24 protein-coding genes are annotated in these 21,741 nt (G+C 47.5%); 15 read left to right on the top strand and 9 right to left on the bottom strand.

Annotated features, from left to right (window positions below; translation table 11 throughout):
• The first annotated feature begins 58 nt into the window (after positions 1 to 58).
• A complete protein-coding gene (gene ntdP / locus IV40_RS05410) occupies positions 59 to 595 on the top strand; it encodes a nucleoside tri-diphosphate phosphatase (protein ID WP_057769363.1) in 537 nt (178 codons plus the stop codon).
• 105 nt (positions 596 to 700) lie between these two features.
• Entirely contained in the window at positions 701 to 1,225 is a 525-nt protein-coding gene (locus tag IV40_RS05415; RefSeq protein ID WP_057769364.1) for a hypothetical protein, read from the top strand.
• A 152-nt stretch (positions 1,226 to 1,377) separates the two neighbouring features.
• Here the strand turns inward: IV40_RS05415 and IV40_RS05420 are convergent, their stop codons facing one another.
• Positions 1,378 to 2,010, bottom strand: a complete 633-nt coding sequence (locus tag IV40_RS05420) for a helix-turn-helix transcriptional regulator (RefSeq protein WP_057769365.1) — start codon at positions 2,008 to 2,010, stop codon at positions 1,378 to 1,380.
• 212 nt (positions 2,011 to 2,222) lie between these two features.
• On the opposite strand from IV40_RS05420, the gene IV40_RS05425 reads away from it, so the two are divergent.
• On the top strand, positions 2,223 to 3,071 hold the full coding sequence (locus tag IV40_RS05425) for an aldo/keto reductase (protein WP_057769366.1): 849 nt from the start codon (positions 2,223 to 2,225) through the stop codon (positions 3,069 to 3,071).
• A gap of 184 nt (positions 3,072 to 3,255) precedes the next feature.
• On the top strand, positions 3,256 to 4,059 hold the full coding sequence (locus IV40_RS05430) for an HAD-IIB family hydrolase (protein ID WP_057769367.1): 804 nt from the start codon (positions 3,256 to 3,258) through the stop codon (positions 4,057 to 4,059).
• A gap of 99 nt (positions 4,060 to 4,158) precedes the next feature.
• On the opposite strand, the gene IV40_RS05435 is transcribed toward IV40_RS05430, so the two are convergent.
• The 3 genes from IV40_RS05435 to IV40_RS05445 form a co-directional block, all read right to left on the bottom strand.
• Complete coding sequence (locus tag IV40_RS05435; RefSeq protein ID WP_236698027.1) at positions 4,159 to 4,578, bottom strand: YcjF family protein; 420 nt, start codon at positions 4,576 to 4,578, stop codon at positions 4,159 to 4,161.
• 125 nt (positions 4,579 to 4,703) lie between these two features.
• Positions 4,704 to 5,174: a hypothetical protein gene (locus IV40_RS05440; RefSeq protein WP_057769368.1), complete on the bottom strand. Its 471-nt coding sequence runs from the start codon at positions 5,172 to 5,174 to the stop codon at positions 4,704 to 4,706.
• 58 nt (positions 5,175 to 5,232) lie between these two features.
• Entirely contained in the window at positions 5,233 to 5,976 is a 744-nt protein-coding gene (locus tag IV40_RS05445) for an alpha/beta hydrolase (RefSeq protein WP_057769369.1), read from the bottom strand.
• Positions 5,977 to 6,061: 85 nt separating this feature from the next.
• On the opposite strand from IV40_RS05445, the gene IV40_RS05450 reads away from it, so the two are divergent.
• Positions 6,062 to 6,697, top strand: a complete 636-nt coding sequence (locus tag IV40_RS05450) for a TMEM175 family protein (RefSeq protein WP_156404240.1) — start codon at positions 6,062 to 6,064, stop codon at positions 6,695 to 6,697.
• Here IV40_RS05450 and IV40_RS05455 read toward each other — a convergent pair.
• Positions 6,689 to 7,129 carry a GNAT family N-acetyltransferase gene (locus IV40_RS05455; RefSeq protein WP_057769371.1) on the bottom strand — a complete coding sequence of 147 codons (441 nt, stop codon included), beginning with the start codon at positions 7,127 to 7,129 and terminating at the stop codon, positions 6,689 to 6,691. The two genes, IV40_RS05450 and IV40_RS05455, sit on opposite strands and share 9 nt — an antisense overlap.
• A gap of 56 nt (positions 7,130 to 7,185) precedes the next feature.
• Here IV40_RS05455 and IV40_RS05460 point away from each other — a divergent pair, with 56 nt between their 5' ends.
• The 4 genes from IV40_RS05460 (at position 7,186) to IV40_RS05475 (ending at position 11,751) form a co-directional block, all read left to right on the top strand.
• Entirely contained in the window at positions 7,186 to 8,364 is a 1,179-nt protein-coding gene (locus tag IV40_RS05460; protein WP_057769372.1) for an AI-2E family transporter, read from the top strand.
• Between the two features lie 2 nt (positions 8,365 to 8,366).
• Positions 8,367 to 8,603, top strand: coding sequence for a hypothetical protein (locus tag IV40_RS05465; protein WP_057769373.1), 237 nt, complete (start codon positions 8,367 to 8,369; stop codon positions 8,601 to 8,603).
• Positions 8,604 to 8,707: 104 nt separating this feature from the next.
• A complete protein-coding gene (locus tag IV40_RS05470; RefSeq protein ID WP_057769374.1) occupies positions 8,708 to 10,069 on the top strand; it encodes a hemolysin family protein in 1,362 nt (453 codons plus the stop codon).
• A 101-nt stretch (positions 10,070 to 10,170) separates the two neighbouring features.
• Positions 10,171 to 11,751, top strand: coding sequence for a peptide chain release factor 3 (locus tag IV40_RS05475; RefSeq protein WP_057769375.1), 1,581 nt, complete (start codon positions 10,171 to 10,173; stop codon positions 11,749 to 11,751).
• Between the two features lie 168 nt (positions 11,752 to 11,919).
• On the opposite strand, the gene IV40_RS05480 is transcribed toward IV40_RS05475, so the two are convergent.
• The 3 genes from IV40_RS05480 to IV40_RS05490 form a co-directional block, all read right to left on the bottom strand.
• Entirely contained in the window at positions 11,920 to 12,882 is a 963-nt protein-coding gene (locus tag IV40_RS05480; RefSeq protein ID WP_057769376.1) for a MucBP domain-containing protein, read from the bottom strand.
• Positions 12,883 to 12,973: 91 nt separating this feature from the next.
• Positions 12,974 to 13,264, bottom strand: coding sequence for a DUF1827 family protein (locus IV40_RS05485; protein ID WP_057769377.1), 291 nt, complete (start codon positions 13,262 to 13,264; stop codon positions 12,974 to 12,976).
• A 234-nt stretch (positions 13,265 to 13,498) separates the two neighbouring features.
• Complete coding sequence (locus IV40_RS05490) at positions 13,499 to 15,757, bottom strand: ATP-dependent Clp protease ATP-binding subunit (RefSeq protein ID WP_057769378.1); 2,259 nt, start codon at positions 15,755 to 15,757, stop codon at positions 13,499 to 13,501.
• A 223-nt stretch (positions 15,758 to 15,980) separates the two neighbouring features.
• On the opposite strand from IV40_RS05490, the gene IV40_RS05495 reads away from it, so the two are divergent.
• The 4 genes from IV40_RS05495 (at position 15,981) to IV40_RS05510 (ending at position 18,799) form a co-directional block, all read left to right on the top strand.
• A complete protein-coding gene (locus IV40_RS05495; RefSeq protein ID WP_057769379.1) occupies positions 15,981 to 16,172 on the top strand; it encodes a hypothetical protein in 192 nt (63 codons plus the stop codon).
• A gap of 155 nt (positions 16,173 to 16,327) precedes the next feature.
• Positions 16,328 to 16,594 (top strand): phosphocarrier protein HPr, encoded by a 267-nt coding sequence (locus IV40_RS05500; protein ID WP_057769380.1) that lies wholly within the window; start codon positions 16,328 to 16,330, stop codon positions 16,592 to 16,594.
• Positions 16,594 to 18,315 (top strand): phosphoenolpyruvate--protein phosphotransferase, encoded by a 1,722-nt coding sequence (ptsP, locus tag IV40_RS05505; protein WP_057769381.1) that lies wholly within the window; start codon positions 16,594 to 16,596, stop codon positions 18,313 to 18,315. Before IV40_RS05500 ends, ptsP begins: the two co-directional genes overlap by 1 nt.
• Before the next feature lie 163 nt (positions 18,316 to 18,478).
• On the top strand, positions 18,479 to 18,799 hold the full coding sequence (locus tag IV40_RS05510) for a hypothetical protein (RefSeq protein ID WP_057769382.1): 321 nt from the start codon (positions 18,479 to 18,481) through the stop codon (positions 18,797 to 18,799).
• Positions 18,800 to 18,830: 31 nt separating this feature from the next.
• Here the strand turns inward: IV40_RS05510 and IV40_RS10735 are convergent, their stop codons facing one another.
• Positions 18,831 to 19,007 carry a hypothetical protein gene (locus tag IV40_RS10735; protein ID WP_156404241.1) on the bottom strand — a complete coding sequence of 59 codons (177 nt, stop codon included), beginning with the start codon at positions 19,005 to 19,007 and terminating at the stop codon, positions 18,831 to 18,833.
• Between the two features lie 137 nt (positions 19,008 to 19,144).
• Between IV40_RS10735 and IV40_RS05515 the strand changes: the two genes are divergently transcribed.
• On the top strand, positions 19,145 to 19,612 hold the full coding sequence (locus IV40_RS05515) for a CopY/TcrY family copper transport repressor (protein WP_057769383.1): 468 nt from the start codon (positions 19,145 to 19,147) through the stop codon (positions 19,610 to 19,612).
• Complete coding sequence (locus tag IV40_RS05520) at positions 19,590 to 21,674, top strand: heavy metal translocating P-type ATPase (RefSeq protein WP_236698029.1); 2,085 nt, start codon at positions 19,590 to 19,592, stop codon at positions 21,672 to 21,674. Before IV40_RS05515 ends, IV40_RS05520 begins: the two co-directional genes overlap by 23 nt.
• Positions 21,675 to 21,741: the final 67 nt, after the last annotated feature.

A 21,741-nucleotide genomic window follows, 5' to 3' on the forward strand; every position in this document is an offset into this window, starting at 1 on the left:
TGTTCTGCTATAATATTCAATGAATATGATTTGTTAACTTGGAAAGCTGGTTTGGTCGATGCAAGTACCAAAAGAAGGAGACTATGTAGCGATTCAAAGTTATAAACACGATGGGAGTTTGCACCGTACCTGGCGCGATACGATGGTCCTTAAGACGAGCGAACATGAGCTCATCGGGTGCAACGATCATACTTTAGTGACTGAATCAGACGGTCGTCGTTGGGTTACACGTGAACCGGCGATCCTGTATTTCCACAAGCATTATTGGTTCAATATCATTGCGATGATCCGTGAGGGCGGCGTTTCGTATTACTGCAATTTAGCCTCGCCCTACACGCTGGACGCAGAAGCATTAAAATATATTGATTACGATCTCGATGTCAAAGTTTTTCCTGACGGGGAGAAACGGCTGCTTGACGTCGATGAGTATGAAAGCCACGGCAAGAAGTGGCATTATTCTGCCGATGTTGATCGCATTTTGAAGAGTAATGTCCGAGTGCTGGTTGATTGGATCAACAATCGGAAGGGGCCGTTCTCACAAGAGTATATCGACCTATGGTACCAACGCTACCAAGAACTATCGCACAGACGTTAGCGCGTTGAGACGCGTTTCAAATGCACGTCGTAACATAGTTTCGCTATATAACGGAGAGTCTGGGGCAGCCCAGACTTTTTTATTTCAGAAAGGGGTTTTGTTATCATGGCAGCTAAACAAGTAGCCACAGTTCAATTGCCGCAGCGGCACATGGTCGGTCGGGCGTTCACACAGGGCGCCGCCGATGCAAACGGCAGTTTTTACAGTGCCTGGCAGGATATGGAAGACAGCGGCGATTTGAAAACGTTAGACGCATTGAATCCGTCGCCAAATAAGAATCACAGCGATTTGATTATTTTCTCGCCGTATTCGATCGAATACTGGATCGGCTCATTTTTACCGGCCGATGCTGAAACGCCGCAGGGCATGCATACCTTTGACCTGCCCGACAGCAAGGCTGCAAGTGTGACGGAAGACGCTGAACACATGCTGACCCAACTGCCGCTGCAGACAAGCTTCAATCGCATCGTTTCGATGTTTGAAACCGCCAAGATTAAGGTACCCGAACATTTGGGCCGGACGGTCAATCCGTATTTCGTCGAATCTTATTCCGTCACGGATGACCAGGTCAAGCAGGTCGAATACGATTTGTACCTCTCCAAAGCAACCGGTCTGAATGACTATGAATAAAGCGTGCCAAAGAACGGGCCACAGCTAGTTAACCGAAATGGTCAGTTCTTTGAAACGCGTTTGACTGTGTTACAAGAATCTTTGATTTCGTTCGTATGTTCAAGCTAAATTATAAAAGCCATCCGAAAAAATTCAGATGGCTTTTTTGCGGTTCAATGATGATTCGGTTCATCTGGCGTCATAGCATTGGCCAGCTTTGGATTTTTGGTCATGATGTTGCGGTAGGTGCTGGGAATCGTTTTCCAAGGAATTAAAGCGACACGCCGGACATAGAGGCCTTTATGCTGGATCATGGCGTAATTTTTGCCGGGCTCGGTTTCACCAGCATAAAAATCGAGGCGTGTGCCGGAGCCGAAGGAATCGTCGGTCGACCAGATGTTCTTGTAAGGGGCCTGCACTTTTTTCGGCAGAGTGGCATAGCCAACCTTCATTTCAAGGAATGGATTGAAGCGGTCGACCCACTGATTCTGATACTGATAAGTTTTCAAAAACAGGATACTGCCGGCTAAAAGGAGGAGTAGGGCGATTAGGATGCCTTGATACCACTTTTTCTGGCGGACGTTTTCATCAATCGTTTGTACCATTTTGACATCTCCCGTCATTAATTCCTCGAGCGGCACCGCAAAAAGCTTGCTGAGATGCAGCAGCATTTCCACATCAGGGTAGGTGCGGCCGGTTTCCCAGCTCGAGATCGTTTTATCAGACACATTCAATTCAGCGGCCAGCTCTTTTTGGGTCCACTGCATTTGCTGGCGATATTTCTTGAGTTGCTCTTTGAGTTCCATATTGAAAACTCCCTTCTGGATTCAGCCTAAGCGAAGTGCGTGCCAAAGACGACCTATGATGTGCAGAATGGATTCTAGAACGTGTAGAAGACGTCTTCCAAGGCCTACTATACAGACTTTTTACCAGTCCGAACAGTCCCAATTGACATTGCTTGCTTACGCTTACAAACAGGCTTAAACTAGGGTTGAATTCAGAAAAGAGGGATTTGTTTATGACAGTTTTAACGGATACGTACACGTTGTCAAATGGGGTCAAGATTCCGCAAGTCGGTTTTGGAACTTGGCAGATTCCAGAAGGCCAGGAAACTTATGATTCCGTCAGCAAAGCACTTGCCGACGGGTATCGCCATATTGATACGGCGCTCGCCTATGGGAACGAAAAGAGTGTCGGTCAAGCCATTCGTGATTCAGGCATTCCACGTGATGAAATTTTTGTGACCTCGAAATTGCCAGCCGAAACGAAGAGCTACGAAAAGGCACTCGAAGACTTCGATCGGACGATGAAGAACCTCGACCTTGATTACGTCGATCTTTATATCATCCATGCACCGTGGCCATGGAGCAAGATTGGCGCCAATTACGACAAGGAAAACAAGAAAGTTTGGAAGGCCATGGAAGAAATTTATGCCGGCGGCCGTGCCAAGGCAATCGGGGTTTCCAACTTTGCCGTTCATGATTTGGAAAATATTCGAGCTGATGCCAGTGTTGAGCCGATGGTCGACCAGATTCAGTATTACATCGGTTTTACGGAACCGAAAATCACCGACTATTGCAAGCAGCATGATATGCTGGTCGAAGCTTATTCGCCACTCGCAACTGGCGGTGTGCTGAATAATGATGCGCTCGAAACGATGGCGAAGAAGTACAACGTCAGTGTCGCCCAATTAGCGTTGCGGTTCGTTCTTCAAAATGGTGTTTTGCCATTGCCAAAGGCCGTCAACCCAGCTCATATTGCTGACAATGCTAAACTGGACTTTGAAATCAGTGCTGACGATATGAAGACATTAAATGCCATGCCGGATGCCGCACCAAGTCATTTCCATAATCCAACTCAGGGATAATAAGGTTATAATAAACATGTGGGACCTATCACCCACAAAGCAAAGTGCTGCAGCAATGCGTAGAATCCAAAAGGCACCTGATCCATTACGATCAGGTGCCTCTTTTTGTACAATTGAAAAAAATCTTAATTATGGCATAATGGATTTGTAAGAGCTTACACAAAACAGGAAGAGAGATTGACTTATGCGTATAAAACTAATTGCGGCCGATGTGGACGGGACCTTTTTTGACGATGACCACCACTATAATGTCGCCCGTTTCAATCAACAGCTCGACTGGCTGCACCGGCACCAGATTCATTTTGCGATCGCCAGCGGCAACCAGATCGGCCATTTACAGGATATTTTTGCCGGGAAATCGGACATTTCGACGTTTATTGCTGAAAACGGCTGCCTGATTCGAACACATGGCAAGACGATTTTTGAGGCTAAGGTGCCCCGTGACACATGGGTGAAAGTATTGGACTTTGTTACAAATGAATATCCAGAAGCATCCTTTGGCCTTTCAGCGGCGGAGGGGAGTTATCTGCGGCAGGATGATCCGATGCTGAATGATCCGCAGACAAAGTATTTTTATGGCAATCTGCATGTTGTCAAAGATCTCCGTGATTTTCAAGAAGGCGTCTATAAACTCAATATGCGTTGGGATGGCGTCGATACGAAACAGATTGCTCAGGAAATCAATGCCCATTTTCCGGATGTCAAGGCAACTCCCAGCGGTTTTGGCGCAATCGATATTATTCCAGCAAACATCAATAAAGGACTGGGCCTATCCAAGCTGGAGGAACATTGGCATTTAACCGCCGCCGAAATTATGGCGTTCGGCGATAATCTCAATGACCGGCAGATGCTGCAGCGGGCTAAATATGGTTATGTGATGAAAAACGGGGTAGCTCGTTTCCCGCACGATCACTTTGAAGTTACTCGCTTTGACAATAATCATGAAGGTGTGTTGGACACGATTGATGAGAAAATTATCAAGGCTTGATAAAGGGGGCGTGTGACAAAGCGATTTTTGGAACACGTTTATGAAAATAAGTTTGGATTTAAAAAGGGGCGCTGACTAATGTCACGCCCCTTTTGTCGTTTACTGATGCAAGGCTGATTTGATTGCGGCTTTGATGATTTCGCCCAATTCAACTGGATCGATCGATTCGCCGGATTCAAATGATTTGGCGACGGTATAACCGATTCCTTCTGTGATTGCAACGGCGACACCGGTATTTAATGCGGCCCCGGCGACTGAACCAAGACCAGGAATGAACTTCAATAGTTCACCGGCTAACGAACTGCCGAAGCTGGATGCAAAGGTCGTTGTGACGATTCCTTTTAAAACACCGTTCGCAATGTCTTTGTCGTAGGCTTTGTAAATAGCGGCAATCATTGTGATCTGGATTGGTGCCAATAAAACGCTGTCTGCAAACGGAATCGGTGTTAAAGCTACGCCGCCAGCGGCAACTGTGGCCGTATGAATTGCTGTTTCTGCATCTGGATCAATATCCATCATCATGTACCCCTCCATAAAAACGTTTTCTTAGGATAAGTTACCACTTTTAGGGCGCCGTTCCTAATGCAAAATGCATTAAAAAAGGCCCTTGAAATAGCTCAAGGACCAACTGTAAATCTTATTTTCTAATCATTTTCAACGTCGATATCACGGTCAATCGTCAGGTCATCGAAATCGAGGTAAACGCCGATGCAGACGGATAGAAAAATGACCGTTGCCAACCAGCCGGTCAGCGAACCAACCACAAAATCATGGGTGAATGTATGCCGGACTACCCAAGTGGCCACTCCGACCAGACAAAAGTCGAGCACATAATTGATGCCTTTTTTCGGCAGTGAATTTTGGACCATGAAAAGGTTCGCGACACGGCTCGTCAAACGTCCGCCGTTCGTTCGAATGATTCGCAACGGCCGTTCGAGCGGAATTTTGATGGCCAGCAGCCCGAACGCAGCTGTCGCCGCTGCGGCGATTGTCCGGCCCCAGCTGGCCACATGCCGCACGAGGGCATTATATAAAGTTCCTGACAAGCCTAACGCTGCAAGATAGGGAATCGTAAATAAAAAGACGAAGACCCAAAAAGCTTTCCGTTTCGACACACGCTCATCTCCCGATTCTAGTTAAATTCATTATAACGGTTCGCCTAGATTGGGGCAACTAGTTCAGCGGCAGCCAGTGGATCACATCCGGCAGCTGTTTTTTCCAGAGCGTCCAGTTGTGCGAGCCCTGATCGTCCCGCCAGGTGAAACGTTCACCAAGCCGTTTTTCAAGCACCGGCTTCAGTTTCAAGGCCTGTTTGCGCAAATAATCATGGTCGGCGGTGGCCAGATAAACATCGAGGTCGAGGACCTTATTTTTGGCCAGCCACGGGATGGCAAGCGGCCCTTTTTTTAGGTCACGCCCAGCAAAGAGCGTCTTAAAGTCAGGCAGGGCGACATTTGGAGCAGTTTTCAAGGCTTTCAAATCAAGCACCGGCGATAAAGCAGCGACAGCGGCAAATCGATTGGGCTGATTGAACGCCCATTTCAGGGCCCCATAACCACCCATCGAATCACCGGCGACAAAGTTATTTTTCCGATCGTGGGCTAATGGAAAGAGGGCACGGGCCGTCTGAAAAATCTCGGTGGTCAGATAATCCCAGTAGGGCGCACCGGGCCGATTGATGTAGAAGCTGCGGTCGGCATCAGGCATGACGACGGCCAGACCGGCCTGATCAGCCAGCGTCTCGATTTCGGTATTGCGGAGCCAGCTCGTTTCATCGCCGCCCAGCCCATGCAGCAGCCATAGCGTCGGGAAGTGCGGTTTCTTTTGCGGAATGGTCTTCAAATGGGGCAGAAGCAAGTTCAAATGCATATTTTTCTGAAGGACATTGCTGTAAAAATCGATTTGATGAAGTGACATCGAAAGACTCCTTTCTTGCAATCGGCATACTCGTTTTGATTCCTCATGGTATAGTTATCTCATAGACTTAAAGGAGATGGGCAAATTGACGACCGGACGTTTGCAGGCGTTCAGCGATGGTGTGTTTGCCATTCTGATTACGATTCTAGTCCTGGATTTCAAAATTCCGACGTACACGGCAGGACATCTACTGCCCGCTGTGCTGAAACAGTGGCCGATTCTAGCCGCTTACTTGGTGTCGTATTTTTACGTCGGCACCTTGTGGCTGTTTCACCATGATTATTTCAAAACGATTGCATTGATCAATCGGGATTTGAATGTTTTAAACTTAATTTTACTTTTCAGTGTGACTTTGCTGGCCTACCCAACCTCTTTGGTGGCGACGACGCTGCAGTCGGGCAACCTAACCGATATCAGAACGGCGCTGGTCATGTATGACCTCGTCGGGGCCTTCATCTCGCTGACCTTTGTGTGGCTGTACAATTATATGTGCAAGCACCCCGAACTGAAAGCCAAAAATGTGACCGACCAGTTTTACCAGCAGATTAAACATGACCCGTACCGGAGTGTGTCGATTTATGTTGTCGCACTCGTGGTCACCTTTTTCTCGGTGGTCGTAGGCGGCATCCTGCTGCTGGCCGGTATCTGGTTCCACTATCGGGCTTACCGTCACATGAATCAGTTATTGGAAAGCGAAAAGAAAAAGACCGTCTTAGATTAGGTCTTTTTCCATTGCATAATGGGGAATACCGGCGTCCATAAAAGTGTCTTCGGACAGAACGTGATACCCTAATTTTTCATAGAAACCGCGTGCTTGCGCCTGCGCCCCTAACTGTAACGAGGTAATATGGTGCGAACGGGCGGCTTTTTCGATAAATTCAAGGAGTTCCTGACCGAGGCCAAGGTGGCGTTTGGATTTAATGACCGCCACTCGCTGAATGTGCCAGCCGTTTTTTGCAACTGGTAAAACGCGAGCAGTCGCAACTGGCCGGCCATTATCGGCATAACCGACGAAATAACGGGCCTTGTCCTCATCGGCGTCGATCTCAAGCGTCGTCGGAACGTGCTGTTCATTGACGAAGACGGCTTCACGAATGGCCAGCGATTCATGGTAGAGCGGCGAATTGATTCCTAAAGATGTCTTAATCTGCATTGTCTGAACCTTCTTTCAAACGTAAACTTAGTTTTAGTATAGAATAAAAAAGGGAGGTGGGCCACACGTTCAAGAAATTACAGAAAGCACGGGTCCTGTATTGGTCGTTAGAAATTCTAGTCGTTTTCACTGCTATCTGGGTCCTATCCAAAATCAACTTTATTTTTGCACCGATTGGCACCTTTATTACTGTTTTATTCGGGCCGATTCTGGTGGCCGGCTTTTTATTTTATTTGTTCAATCCATTAATCGTTTTTCTGGGCAAACACTTTAAAATCAGCCGAGGTTGGGCGATTGGCTTGATTTTCCTACTCTTTTTCGGCGGATTGATTGCGATTTTAGCATGGGTAATCCCGAATTTGATTTCACAGCTGACGCAGCTGATTGTCAATCTGCCTGATTTTGTGGCCTGGCTGCAGACGATGATCGGCAAATTGAATAACCGGTATCCATGGTTCGAACAGATCAATTTTCAGAAATACTTGAAGCAGATGAATCTGCAGCCCAGCAAGATTATCGGTAATTTATGGAATAATTTATCCGGCAACATTCCGGCGGTAATCGGTTCGGTGACTGGGACCGTTGCGAGTGCGGTGGTTGTTCCAATCATGCTGTTTTATATGTTAAAAGACGGCAATCGGATCATTCCGGATGTGCAGAAGTTTTTCCCGCAGAAATACCGGACGGATGTGGCCGATTTGCTCGATAAAATGAGCGATACGATTTCATCGTACATTGCGGGGCAGGCAATTGAGTGTTTGTTTGTCGGGTGTATGATGTTTGTCGGTTATATGATTATCGGGATGCCGTATGCGTTCCTGTTCGGATTTGTATCCGGTGTGGCAACGATGATTCCGTACATTGGCTCGTTTCTGGGCTTTTTGCCGGCGTTTATTGTGGCACTGACAATTTCGGTGCCGAAAGCCATTTTTGCGATTGTCGTCGTGGTCATCGTTCAGCAATTAGACGGTAATCTGGTTTATCCGAACGTCATCGGCCGGACGCTCAATATTCATCCGTTGACAATCGTGATTCTTTTGACGGTTGCGGGCAATGCGTGGGGGCTGTTCGGCGTCATTCTGGCAATCCCAGTTTATGCCGTTTTGAAAACGGTGGTTAGCTATCTTTATGATATTTATCAATTGCGGCAGCATGCCCGTAATGGCACACCACTCAAATCGTCGCACTTGACACCGCCCGATGATAAATTAGATCACCAGGGGAAGGAGTCGTAACCATGCCTTTCTTTGTGAGCGTTTGTCTGGGATTTGTGGTACTGACGCTGTTCGATACTTGGAAGCTGCCGGCGATGACCGGTTTGCTGACAAACGTTATTTTATTTGTGGTTTTCTACCTCTTGTTGGGTGGCACGACTGTCGCAGCCAGCTGGCGGGCTCACGTGATTTTAATGGCTTTCTTCTATATTATTCTGTTAATTGTGGTCAGTTTGAGCCGTTTGCGGCGGCGTAAGTAATTTTTAATGCTTGTCACTCGGCGGCGGGATTGCTATAATGAGTTTTACGATGAACTGCGTCTGCGGTTCATTTTATTTTATTGTGAAAGTGAGTTGATTGAGAGATGAAGCCTGACCCTGAAAGTGCGTTATGGGGACAGTTGATTTTGATTGTTATTTTAACGTTGGTGAATGCCTTCTTTGCGGCGGCGGAAATTGCGGTGGTGTCCTTGAATCGGACTCAGACCGAAGCCCAAGCCAAAGAGGGCAATAAAAAAGCACAGCGTTTGATGAAAATATTGGGCAATTCGAGTCATTTCTTAGCCACAATCCAAGTGGCGATTACGTTTGCCGGATTCTTATCATCGGCGAGTGCTGCGACAACTTTGGCAGGGTATTTGGAACCCTTATTCGGCAATGCAAGTTGGGGCCATGAAGCTGCTGTAGTCATCATCACGTTGATTTTATCGTATTTTTCCTTGGTTTTTGGAGAATTATACCCCAAGCAAGTTGCTCTCCAGAAAACGGAAGCCGTCGCTAAAGCGACTGTGGTTCCCGTTCAATGGGTGGGCGTTGTGTTACGTCCTTTTGTATGGCTCCTTTCAGTATCGACTAACTTTTTAATGAAGATCACGCCAATCAAATTCACTGAACAAAAGCCGGCGATGACTCGTGATGAAATGATTACAGTCATTGAATCCGGCAAAGATGCCGGTGTCTTAGACAAGGATGAATACGAAATGTTTGAGGGAATCATTACCCTCAATAAAAAAATGGCCCGTGAAGTCATGGTGCCACGTACAGATGCGTTTATGGTCGACCTGAATACAGATGATTCAACGAATATCGATACGATTTTAGGCCAGCGGTTCTCACGTATCCCGGTTTATAAAGGCGACAAAGACCAAGTCGTCGGCATTGTCCATATCCGCAATTTGCTTAAAAAAGCTCGTGAAACCGGCTTTGATAATCTGCATCTGGCCGATGTCATGCAGGAGCCGATGTTTGTGCCGGAAACGATTTACATCGATGACCTCCTGCTGGAAATGCGGAAATCGCAGCAGCAGATGGCAATCCTGCTGGATGAATACGGTGGGATTGTCGGACTGGCCACTATTGAAGACTTGGTCGAAGAAATTGTCGGTGAAATCGATGATGAAACCGACCAGGCCGAAACGCTGGTTCAGACGGTCGCTCACAATGAATATTTAGTCGCCGGCCATATGCCGCTCGACGAATTCAATGAGCAGTTCCACACCGATTTGCAGGCTGATGAAGTCGATACGATTGCCGGTTATATGCTGGCCAAACTGAGTGTGATTCCGTCGAATGGACAGCATTTGGAAGTCAAACTCGATAACGGCATTTGCCTGACGACCGGTCAGATGGCGGGTTCGCGACTGGTTAATTTGACCGTTCACCTGCCAGAAGCAGCGCCGGTTTCGGAAGCAACGACTGCCAATGAGTCCGAAGAGGTTCATGTTTAGGTGCGGTTATGCTAAAATAATGCTAGCGAATCACCAGAAGACAGAGGTTGAGCGCCGTTACTCAGCCTCTTTTTTAGTTTTGAAATGAAAGAGGAAGTTAAATGAAGCCAACTGAATTAAAAGATGCCGTCGATAAACGCCGCACCTTTGCGATTATTTCACATCCGGATGCTGGGAAAACAACAATCACGGAGCAAATGCTGCTTTATGGGGGCGTGATTCGAGAAGCCGGAACTGTTAAAGGAAAGAAATCAGGCCATTTTGCCAAATCAGACTGGATGGAAATCGAAAAGAAACGTGGGATTTCCGTGACCAGTTCGGTAATGCAGTTCGATTTCGAAGGCAAACGGGTCAACATTTTGGATACACCTGGGCATGAGGATTTCTCCGAAGATACTTACCGGACGCTGATGGCCGTCGATGCGGCTGTCATGGTCATCGATTCGGCCAAGGGAATTGAGGAGCAGACTAAGAAATTGTTCAAGGTCTGCAAGATGCGTGGCATCCCGATCTTCACCTTTATGAATAAACTGGATCGTGATGGGCGTGAACCCCTAGATTTGATTACGGAACTGGAAGAATTGCTGAATATCGAAGGCTACCCGATGAATTGGCCGATTGGCATGGGGAAGGGTCTGAAGGGACTCTATGATATTGCCAATCAGCGTGTCGAACTTTACCATCCATACAATGGCAAGACCTACTTGCCGCTGAATCCGGAAACGGGTGAAGTTGAAGGTGACAATCCATTGGCGGATGACTCGATTTACCAGCAGACGCTGGATGATGTCCAATTGTTAATGGAGGCCGGCAACAAGTTCGATCCTGAAAAGATTGCGCATGGAGACCAGACGCCGATTTTCTTCGGCAGTGCGTTGACCAACTTTGGGGTCAAAACGTTCTTGCAATCCTTCCTGAAGATGGCACCGGCACCGGAAGCACACAAAAATGAAGTCGATGATCATGAAATCGAACCGACAAACCCAGAATTTTCCGGTTTTGTCTTCAAGATTCAGGCCAATATGAACCCGAACCATCGGGACCGAATTGCTTTTGTCCGAATCTGTTCCGGCGAATTCGACAAAGGGATGGACGTCACCTTGCATCGCACCGGCAAACAGATGCGGCTCAATAATTCGACTGAGTTCATGGCCGACAGCCGTGAACAGGTTTCGACTGCTGTGGCCGGCGATATCATCGGGCTGTACGATACTGGGAATTTCCAAATCGGCGACTCGATTTACAGTGGCAAGCAGGATGCCGAATTACCACCCTTACCGCAGTTTACGCCTGAAGTTTTTGTTCGGGTGTCACCGAAAAACGTGATGAAGCAGAAGTCGTATCACAAGGGTATCCAGCAGCTGGTCCAAGAAGGGGCCGTTCAGCTGTATACGATGTATAACAGCGGCGATTACGTCTTAGGGGCCGTCGGACAATTGCAGTTCGAAGTCTTCCAGTTCCGGATGCTCAATGAATACAATTCCGAAGTTGTCATGACGCCGATTGGCCACCGTGTCGCTCGCTGGGTCGATCCTGAGCAGCTCGATCCGAATATGTCGAGTTCTCGGAATCTGCTGGTGAAGGATATTCATGGCGATCCGATGTTCTTATTTGAAAATGATTTTGCTTTGCGGTGGTTCACTGGCAAGTATCCCGATGTGAAACTGACTGCGAAACTTTAATGACAGTGCTACAAAAAAAGTCCTGCTGAAATAAAAATTTCAGCAGGACTTTTTGCGTAATTATTTAAACAAGCGGCGGCAATTCAACCAGGCAGTGTATAAACGTGTTTGAAGCTGCGGTTGGCTGTGGTTAAGTAGTCTTAATCCTCACCTGCAATTGCTCACGCTTTATGATTTGAGATATTTTCGTTCGACCCAGATGTGGTCGCCTAATTGGGCCCAAATACTGTTGTTGTCGAGCTGGACGATTTGATGAATCCGTAAGGGTCGGGGCAGATCTTGTGCTGGGAGAACGTCGCCGTAAGGAGCTGACCACAACGTTGGCTGATTCGCGACCCAATTCGTGAACGTCGACCGTTTTTGTCGTTTTTTAACTTGGTAATGGGGTTCCGGCAGTCGCGGCTGTGTGGGCGCAGTACGGTAGCTCTGGGTGTCGGCCGATTCGATCCACATGCTGCCCAGGTCGAACCAGAGCCGGTGGTCGAACCGGCAGCTGTGATAAACCCGCCATAATGTGCCGGCGTAGACTTTGGTCGGCAGTTTTGTTTCGGGCTGGCCAGGCTGGCGGAAAACAGGACTCGTTTTACGGATTTTGACCTGATAATCGTGGACGACCTGTTCATCCGGACCGATTTGATAATAAAAGGTAATCGGCTGAACGAAATCGCTGAAGTAACCGTTGGCCGGCCGAGTGACCCGGATTTCCTGATCGGCATACTGTTTCAGCGGATTGACCTGAAAGGCATCGCCGAAGTCGCCGAATAAGTATTGCGGCTGGTCAAGGAGGTTCCCATTCTGATCACGATGGGACAGGATGACCGGTGCCGCTGGTAAACGTGTATAGAAAAGGTAGATATCCTGTGGCTGATCAGCGGAAAGCGGTTTTTCTTTTAAAGTTTTGACCCAGACGTAGTGGGCGAGTTCCGGGATTGTCAGCTCAGCGCCGGCAAACACATGCTGGGTCTGAGGGGCGGCAATCGCAGCTCCGGAACGGGCGTCAAGCAGATGGAGGGTGAAAGCAGCCGTTTGCGGAACTGGCATCATCATTGTCGGTTGCGGCGCGGCAATGGTTGTTTCGGCCGTTTTCTGAGCCTGGATACGGCGTTTTTTAAATATTTTCCAGAAATTCATCTTATTCATTCCTTTAAGGGGTTCATTAGCCTCTATTTTAGCGCAAAATAAAAAAACGCGGCGAATGTTTTTGGGCATTCACCGTATTATTTTATTGCATGGTTTCAGGAACACTAATTTCAATTTCAGCTAATTTATTCCCCTGGATCACATTCATCTCTGTGTCCTTAGGAATCTTGAGCGCTCTGAGGACACCCTTGATTTCCTGGGGACGGATATTGCGTTGATCATTTTTGAGTAGAATTTCATCGTGCGTCGCCGCCCGTGTATAAACAACGGTCGTCGAGCCGAGGGAATAAACTTTGACATAGTTTGCATCGGTGTTGGTCAACTGCTGGTTCACTAAACGTGAATAACTGTTGGTAATATCGAATAGATGCATTTCTTTTCACCTCTCTCAAAAGCCCCTCCATTTATCTACTTACAGTATACGTTTCTTTTTATGAAAAGGCTACCAAAACGCGTGAGAAAACGAAAAAAGATGCTTTTTACTAACCGAATTTTAATTTTAGGGGCCCGACAGAAAAGACAGTTTCTTTTGTTCCGTCTGCCCAGTTTGCGGCTTGAACCGACACAAAAAACGCCATGCATTTCTGCATGGCGTTATATTTAGAAATTACTTATCGGTTTTCTTAGCTGAAGCAGCTGGCTTTTCAGCCTTCGGTGCTTCAGGTGCGGTAATCGTGATTTTGCCATCGGTAATCCGGGCTTCGAGCTTCTTGGCCTTCGGATGATCGAGGTAGTAATCAGCAACACGGTCTTCAATCTGTTCCTGAATGACACGGCGTAATGGCCGAGCGCCCATCGCAGGGTTGTAGCCGAGTTCGACTAACTTCTCCTTAACGGGTTCAGTGACATGAATCGTCAAGTTCTGATCCTTGATCGTTGCGTTGACATCGTCCAGCATCAAGCTGACGATCTTCATCAAGCTGTCCTTGGAAAGGGACTTGAATTCAATAATGTCATCGAAACGGTTCAGGAATTCAGGCTTGAAGTAATTCTGCAGCTGGTTGAGAACGGAATGCGACTTGCCAGAAGCAGTTGCACCGAATCCAACGTTGGCTTCAGAATCGCCTTGGCCGGCATTGGAAGTCATGATGATGATCGTATCCTTGAAGCTGACAGTCCGGCCTTGCGAGTCGGTCAGACGGCCATCATCGAGAATCTGCAGGAACATGTTCATGACATCAGGATGGGCCTTTTCAATTTCATCCAAGAGGATCAGGCTATAAGGATGCCGACGGACTTGTTCAGTCAATTGGCCGGCTTCTTCATAACCGACATAGCCAGGCGGCGACCCGATCAGTTTCGAGACGCTGAACTTTTCCATGTACTCAGACATATCAAACCGAATCATCGAGTCTTCGCTGCCAAACAGTTGTTTAGCGAGCTGCTTGGCCAGTTCAGTTTTCCCGACACCAGTTGGTCCGACAAACAGGAATGAACCAATCGGACGACCGGACTTGTTGAAGCCGATCCGATTCCGGCGAATCGAACGAGCCACTTTATCAACGGCTTCATTTTGACCGATGACGTGTTTTTCAAGGTCAGGGGCTAAATTCTTAAGCTGCTGCTGTTCGTTGGCCTTCATATCGCCGACAGGGATGCCCGTCTTTTCCTCAACGATTTTTTCCATATCGCCTTCGGTAACGGTCGGTGTTTCTTCATCAGCTTTTTGCTGATCAGACGACTTCATACCTTTCAGCTTGTTGACCTGGTCACGGTAGTAGGCTGCTTTTTCATAGTCTTCCTGCTTCAAAGCATCCTGCTTCTGTTTTTCGCCGTCTTCGATCTTGCTATCAAGGGTAGCTGGGTCGATGGCAGTAATCGTCAAGTTCTTGCGGGAACCAGCTTCATCGAGCAAATCGATGGCTTTATCCGGTAAATAACGATCCTGGATATAACGAGCTGAGAGGTTTGCGGCTGCATCAATGGCTTCTGGCGTGTACTTGACATGATGATAGTCTTCATACTTCTTTTCGATACCCTTCAAAATCTGAATGGTTTCGTCGACAGAAGGTTCATTGACCATAATCGGCTGTAAACGACGAGCTAACGCAGCATCCTTTTCAATCTCACGATATTCTTTTGAAGTCGTGGCACCAACCAGTTGGAGTTCGCCACGAGCGAGGGCCGGCTTCAAAACGTTACCGGCGTCCATACCGCCTTCAGCATTGCCGGCGCCCACGATTTCGTGGATTTCATCAATGAAGAGGATAATGTTTTTATTTTGTTTTAATTCATCAATCAATTGCTGCATCCGTTGTTCGAACTGGCCACGAATGCCGGTTCCTTGAACGAGGGAAACAACGTCTAAACGAATGACCTGACGGTTTTGCAGTTTAGCGGGCACATCGCCGTTTGCGATTTTCTGCGCCAAACCTTCAACGACCGCCGTCTTTCCGACACCAGCTTCACCAATCAGAACAGGATTGTTCTTGGTGCGCCGGTTCAGAATTTCGATGACCCGTTTGATTTCTTTATCACGTCCGATGACAGGATCGAGCTTGCCTTGTTTTGCCAAGTCAGTCATGTTGACACCGTATTGGCTCAACAAACTGCCGCCTTGGTTGCCATTCGGTCCGCGACCGCCACCATTGCCACCAGCTTGAGTCTGGGGACCCTGACTGAAGTTCTGCTGACCTTCAGGGGAGCCACCTTGACCCATTGCTCGGAAGATATCATCCAAACTCCCAAAGCCGAATGGATCATTCGGTGTCCCAGCATCACGCGGTGTTTGACCACCGTTATTCTGCTGCTGGTTCTTCAAGAGTTGGTAGCAATCTTGACATAAATCAATTTCCTGGCGCTTTCCATCGACATTCGTGTACAGATGGATTGTTGCCGGGTTCTTATGACAGTTTTGGCATAACATAGACTTACGTCACAACCTTCCATTAAAGATTAACTAAAATTACTGTGCAAAGAAGGTCAGAATTGTTTGACCAATGTTGACCTTAGCTTGTATTATACAACATCCATTTCGGAATGCAAGCGGGTTTGACAAGTTTTTGACTTTTTTTGACCATTGACTTGCACAGTCTTTTTAATTGGCTACAATGTTAGCATAAGTCCAAATGGGAAAAGAGGCAAAAATTTTGACCAGAGATTTTAAACAAGAGATGGATGACCTCCGGCATGGAAAAATAGATGAAATTAAAGTCGGGCACGATGAATTTATGGATTTTCAAAAAGTGTGGGTCAATTATGACCAACGCAAAGAAATCGTTGGTACGGCGCGCCGTAATGGAACCGTTATCTATCATTACGCTGAAAACGGAAACGTGTAAGCGATGCCTCCTAGTGAGGACGTGAAGAAAGCGGATTGATTTTAGTTGTTAAATGAAAAAAATAATGTTAATCTGTAAAGGTACAAGATTTCAATTAAAATTTAGTTACTTTCTACTAAAAGAGAGCAACCCTAATTAAAGGAGCATGATTTATAATGGAAAAACGCGATTTTCATATTGTAGCAGAAACAGGTATCCACGCACGTCCCGCAACACTCTTGGTTCAAACAGCCAGCAAGTATAACTCAGACATCAACTTGGAATACAAGGGCAAGTCAGTTAACTTGAAGTCCATCATGGGTGTTATGTCACTCGGTGTTGGCCAAGGTGCCGATGTTACTGTTACGGCTGACGGTGCTGATGAAGCAGATGCTATCAACGCAATTGCTGACACAATGAAAAAGGAAGGTTTAACTGAATAATGTCAAAAGAGCTGAAAGGAATTGCTGCCAGTAACGGGATTGCCGTTGCCCCAGCTTATTTGCTTGTTCAGCCTGATTTGTCATTTTCCAAAACAACCGTTTCCGATGTAGACGCAGAAGTTAAGCGCCTTCAGAAGGCAATTCAAGAGTCTACGGATGAATTAACAAAGATCAAGGACATCGCAACGAAGTCCTTGGGTGCCGAAGAAGCACAGGTTTTCGAAGCACATATCATGTTCTTATCCGATCCTGAATTTACTGGGGAAATGGAAAAGAAAATCAACGACGATCAGGTCAATGCTGAAGAAGCAGTTAAAGAAGTTGAAGATCATTACGTCGCTACATTCCAAGCCATGAAGGATAATGCCTACATGCAGGAACGTGCAGCTGATGTTCAGGATGTTTCCAAGCGTCTGCTCAGCCACTTGCTGAACAAGCCGCTTCCAAATCCTGCATTGATTGATAAAGAAGTCATCATCGTTGCACATGATCTGACTCCTAGTGATACGGCACAATTAAACAAGAAGTACGTCAAGGCTTTTGTAACGGATGTCGGCGGTCGGACTGCTCATTCCGCAATCATGGCGCGTTCTTTGGAAATTCCTGCCGTAGTTGGTACGAACACAATTACACAAGATGTTCAGGCTGATCAACGCTTAGTCGTTGATGGGACTGACGGTGATGTGGTCGTTGACCCAACTGATGCACAAGTCGATGATTTTAACAAGAAACAAGCTGCCTTTGAAAAGCAGAAGGCAGAATGGGCTAAACTGAAGGATGCACAATCCGTCACAGCTGATGGCAAGAAGGTCACAATTGGCGCTAACATCGGGACACCTAAAGATGTTCAAGGTGCAGTTGACAATGGGGCCGAAGCAATCGGTTTGTTCCGTTCTGAATTCTTGTACATGGATTCGTCCGAATTACCAAGCGAAGACGACCAGTTCAAGGCATACAAAGCTGTTACCGAAGGAATGAAGGGCAAACAAGTTGTTGTCCGGACCATGGATATTGGCGGGGATAAGAAGCTTCCTTACTTACCACTTCCAAAAGAAATGAACCCATTCTTAGGCTATCGTGCGATTCGGATTAGCTTGAGTCATCAAGATATCTTCCGGACCCAGTTACGGGCTTTGCTCCGTGCTTCTGCATACGGCAAGATTGCCATCATGTTCCCAATGATTGCGACTGTCCAAGAATTCCAAGAAGCAAAAGCAATCTTGGAAGATGAAAAGGATAAGCTGATCAAAGCGGGCACCAAAGTCGATGAAAACATCGAAGTTGGGATGATGATGGAAATTCCAGCTGCTGCTGTTTTGGCCGACAAGTTAGCGAAATACGCAGACTTCTTCAGTATTGGGACCAACGATTTGATTCAATACTCAATGGCTGCTGACCGTGGCAACGATGCTGTTTCCTACTTGTATCAACCAGACAATCCTTCCATCGTGCGCTTAGTCAAGAACATCATTAACTCGGCTCATAAGGAAGGCAAGTGGGTTGGTATGTGTGGTGAAGCCGCTGCTGATCCGAACTTAGTACCGATCTTAGTTGGCTTAGGCTTGGATGAATACTCAATGAGTGCGACATCCATCTTGCCAGTTCGTTCTGAAATCAAGACACTTGATTCCAAGAAGATGGCTGACTTGGCTAACAAAGTTGTGACTGAATCTGAAACAAGCGACCAAACCATTCAAATGGTGAAAGATGCTACTAAATAATAAGCGTGCATCAAAAGGCGGTTGATTCGCCTTAAGACACACATTTAAAAAGAGCAAGTTGAGCTTGCTCTTTTTTTGTGGTCAATTTTAACCTTTTTTTGACGCGTAACGCTGCGTTTTGACCGGCTAGAATGCCTTGTAAAGATATAGGGGGGAAATGACAATGGATTTATTTACAGCGTTAAAGGGGTACCGCAATTGGTTAGAACGCAATGCACTCGCACCGAATGCCCAAGTCTTATGGTTTCACATCCTGATGGTGGCCAACGAGGCATTCTGGCCGGAACACATTTCGATCCGAAATTCGGTACTCATGACGCGAACCAACATTCAATCTGAAAAAACACTGCAGCGCAACCGTGATGTGCTCGTCAATAAAGGCCTGATTAAGTATCATTCGGGCGGCAAACGCCAAGCGGGAATCTATGAACTGATTCCGTTTCCGACGGTGCCGACTACGGAGGGTGGTCAGCTGACTAACTAGGGTAGTTAGCCAATTAACCACGATAGTTAGTTTATTGAACGGTATCCGTCAGCATGCCGTCAAAAATGACCGTCAACGTGTCGCTAAAAATGGCGCTTAAATGACGGCTGAGGTGACGGCCCTTAATAAACAAGACGAAACAGCAGCAACCAGATACTAACTGGTCTGAGTCATCCAAATAACCCCTTTGTGGGGCTGCAGCCGCCACTGAGCGTTTTTGACCCTAATGCCCGGGTCAGGCCATTAAAATGAAAGGGAAGCATAATAGTTGCTTTTTATCGTTTACGGATGTAAACTATAATCAGAAATTAAGTTTACAGATGTAAACAAAGGAGCAGATGCGCAATGACAGCACAACTTGAGATCAGCGACGCCGAATGGGAAGTCATGCGGGTCGTTTGGACACTGGGATCCGCCAGCAGCCGCACGATGATTCAGGTCTTAGATGAAAAAATGGGCTGGAAACCAGCCACCGTTAAAACGCTACTAGGCCGTTTGGTCAAAAAAGGTTTTTTGAAGACTGCCAAGCAACAGCGGGCCTTCATTTATTCGGCGACGATTACGGAACAAGATGCGATGGACCACTCCAGCCTGTCGCTGTTCGACCACTTGTGCGACATGCATAAGGGCCGGACACTGAGCTACCTGGTCGATCACACGACCTTGAGTCAGGCCGATATTGCCCATTTACAAACACAGCTTGCTGAGAAGGCGAAAACCGCCCCTGAGGAGGTCGCCTGCAACTGCCTGCCCGGCGATCAGCGCTGTTTGATGGAAGAGGGGGATGCGAATGGCAAAGCAGAACATGAATGACATGGGCCATGGCGACATGCAGAACATGCACATGGACCACGGAAAAATGGATATGACACATGATTCAGGCCAGATGTCCGATATGATGAATATGGGCGGCCACATGATGCACATGGGCAATCTCAAGAAGAAATTCTGGATTAGTCTGATTGTAACGATTCCGATGCTGTTCCTGTCGCCGATGATGGGCAGCAAACCGCTGCTCAGTTTTCCCGGTGCCGATTGGATCAATCTGATTCTGGGTACGTTCCTGTTTTTCTATGGCGGGAAGCCGTTCATTCAGGGTGCCCGAATGGAAATGAAAGACCGCAAACCAGCGATGATGAGTCTGATTACACTGGGCATTTCCGTTTCGTACCTGTACAGTATTTATGCGTTTATCGAAAATAACTTTATCAATCCCAGCGGCCACATCATGGATTATATGTGGGAATTGGCGACTCTGATTGACATTATGCTGCTGGGGCATTGGCTTGAGATGCGCTCGATTTCAAACGCCGGCAGTGCCGTCAAAAAGATTGCCGAACTGCTGCCGGATACGGCCCATGTGGTCGGGACCGATGGGAAAATCACCGATGTTCCATTGAGTCAGCTTAAGAATGGCCAGTCCGTCGTAGTGAATGCTGGTGAAAAGATTCCCGCTGATGGGACGGTTACGGCTGGCTCCAGCGCTGTCAACGAATCACTGGTAACCGGTGAATCGAAAGCCGTTCCGAAAAAAGTTGCCGACAAGGTAATCGGCGGTTCGACCAACGGCGACGGTTCCTTGACCGTCAAGGTATCGGGAACAGGCAGCGACAGTTATTTGGCGCAAGTCTCCAAACTAGTCGCTGAATCGCAGAACCAGAAGTCGGATATTCAGGGTGTTGCCGATAAAGTTGCCAGCTGGTTGTTCTACTTCGCATTGGGCGCTGGTATCATTACGTTCTTCGTCTGGCTGCCGCTTGACGGGTTTGCCTATGCCTTGCAGCGAATGGTTACGGTGCTGGTGATTGCCTGCCCGCATGCTTTGGGATTAGCGATTCCATTGGTCATTGCTCGCAGCACATCACTGGGCGCCACCCATGGTTTGCTGGTCCGCAATCGCAATGCAATCGAAGAAGCCAAACAGATTACCTATGTGCTGATGGATAAAACCGGTACTTTGACCCAAGGCAATTTCAAGGTCAATGAAGTCACTGGTTTGAATGGGACCGATAAGAAGACAGCGTTGTCGATTATGGCAGCGCTGGAAAATCATTCCAGCCATCCATTGGCGATTGGTGTTCTGAAGGAAGCCCAAGCTGAGGATGTCGACATTCCCGTTGCTGAAAACGTCAATACGCTGAAAGGAATCGGCCTGACCGGGACGGTTCATCAGCATGAATATGCAATTGTTACGGCGAATTACTTGAAGCAGCACCACATCAAGTATGATGCCGAACAATTCGAACAGCTTGCCAGTGCTGGCAATTCGGTCAGCTACTTGATCTCTGACAATGAGGTCATTGGCTTAGTTGCGCAAGGCGATCAGATTAAGCCAGGGGCCCAGAATTTGGTCAAGACTCTGAAGCAGCATGACATTACGCCAGTGATGCTGACCGGGGATAATCAGGAAACGGCCGCTGGAGTTGCTAAGACACTCGGCATCACCGATTTCCATGCCGAATTATTGCCGGATGATAAGGAAAAGATTGTTGCCCAGTATCAGAGCCAGGGTAAGCATGTCATGATGGTCGGTGATGGGGTCAACGACGCACCGGCGCTGGCGAAGGCCAACATCGGGGTTGCCATTGGGGCCGGCACGGATGTCGCCATTGATTCTGCCGACGTCGTCCTGGTCCGCAGCGATCCAGCCGATATTCTCAACTTTATGAAGCTCGCCAAACGGACGAACAAAAAGATGATTCAGAATCTCTGGTGGGGTGCTGGCTACAACATCGTCGCCATTCCGCTGGCAGCCGGTGTCTTAGCGCCAATCGGCATCATCCTGAGTCCCGCTGTTGGGGCCGTTTTGATGGGTGCTTCGACGATTATCGTCGCCGCCAATGCCCTGACACTGAATATGAAGGGCACAGAATAAGCGTACACCCCAGTGCGTTTAGCCGCACTGGGAAAAAATGACGCTTTAAATGCAAAAATTGCATTTA

Origin of the sequence: Lactobacillus selangorensis, from assembly GCF_001437205.1 — a bacterium.
Classification (GTDB): Bacteria; Bacillota; Bacilli; order Lactobacillales; family Lactobacillaceae; genus Paralactobacillus; species Paralactobacillus selangorensis.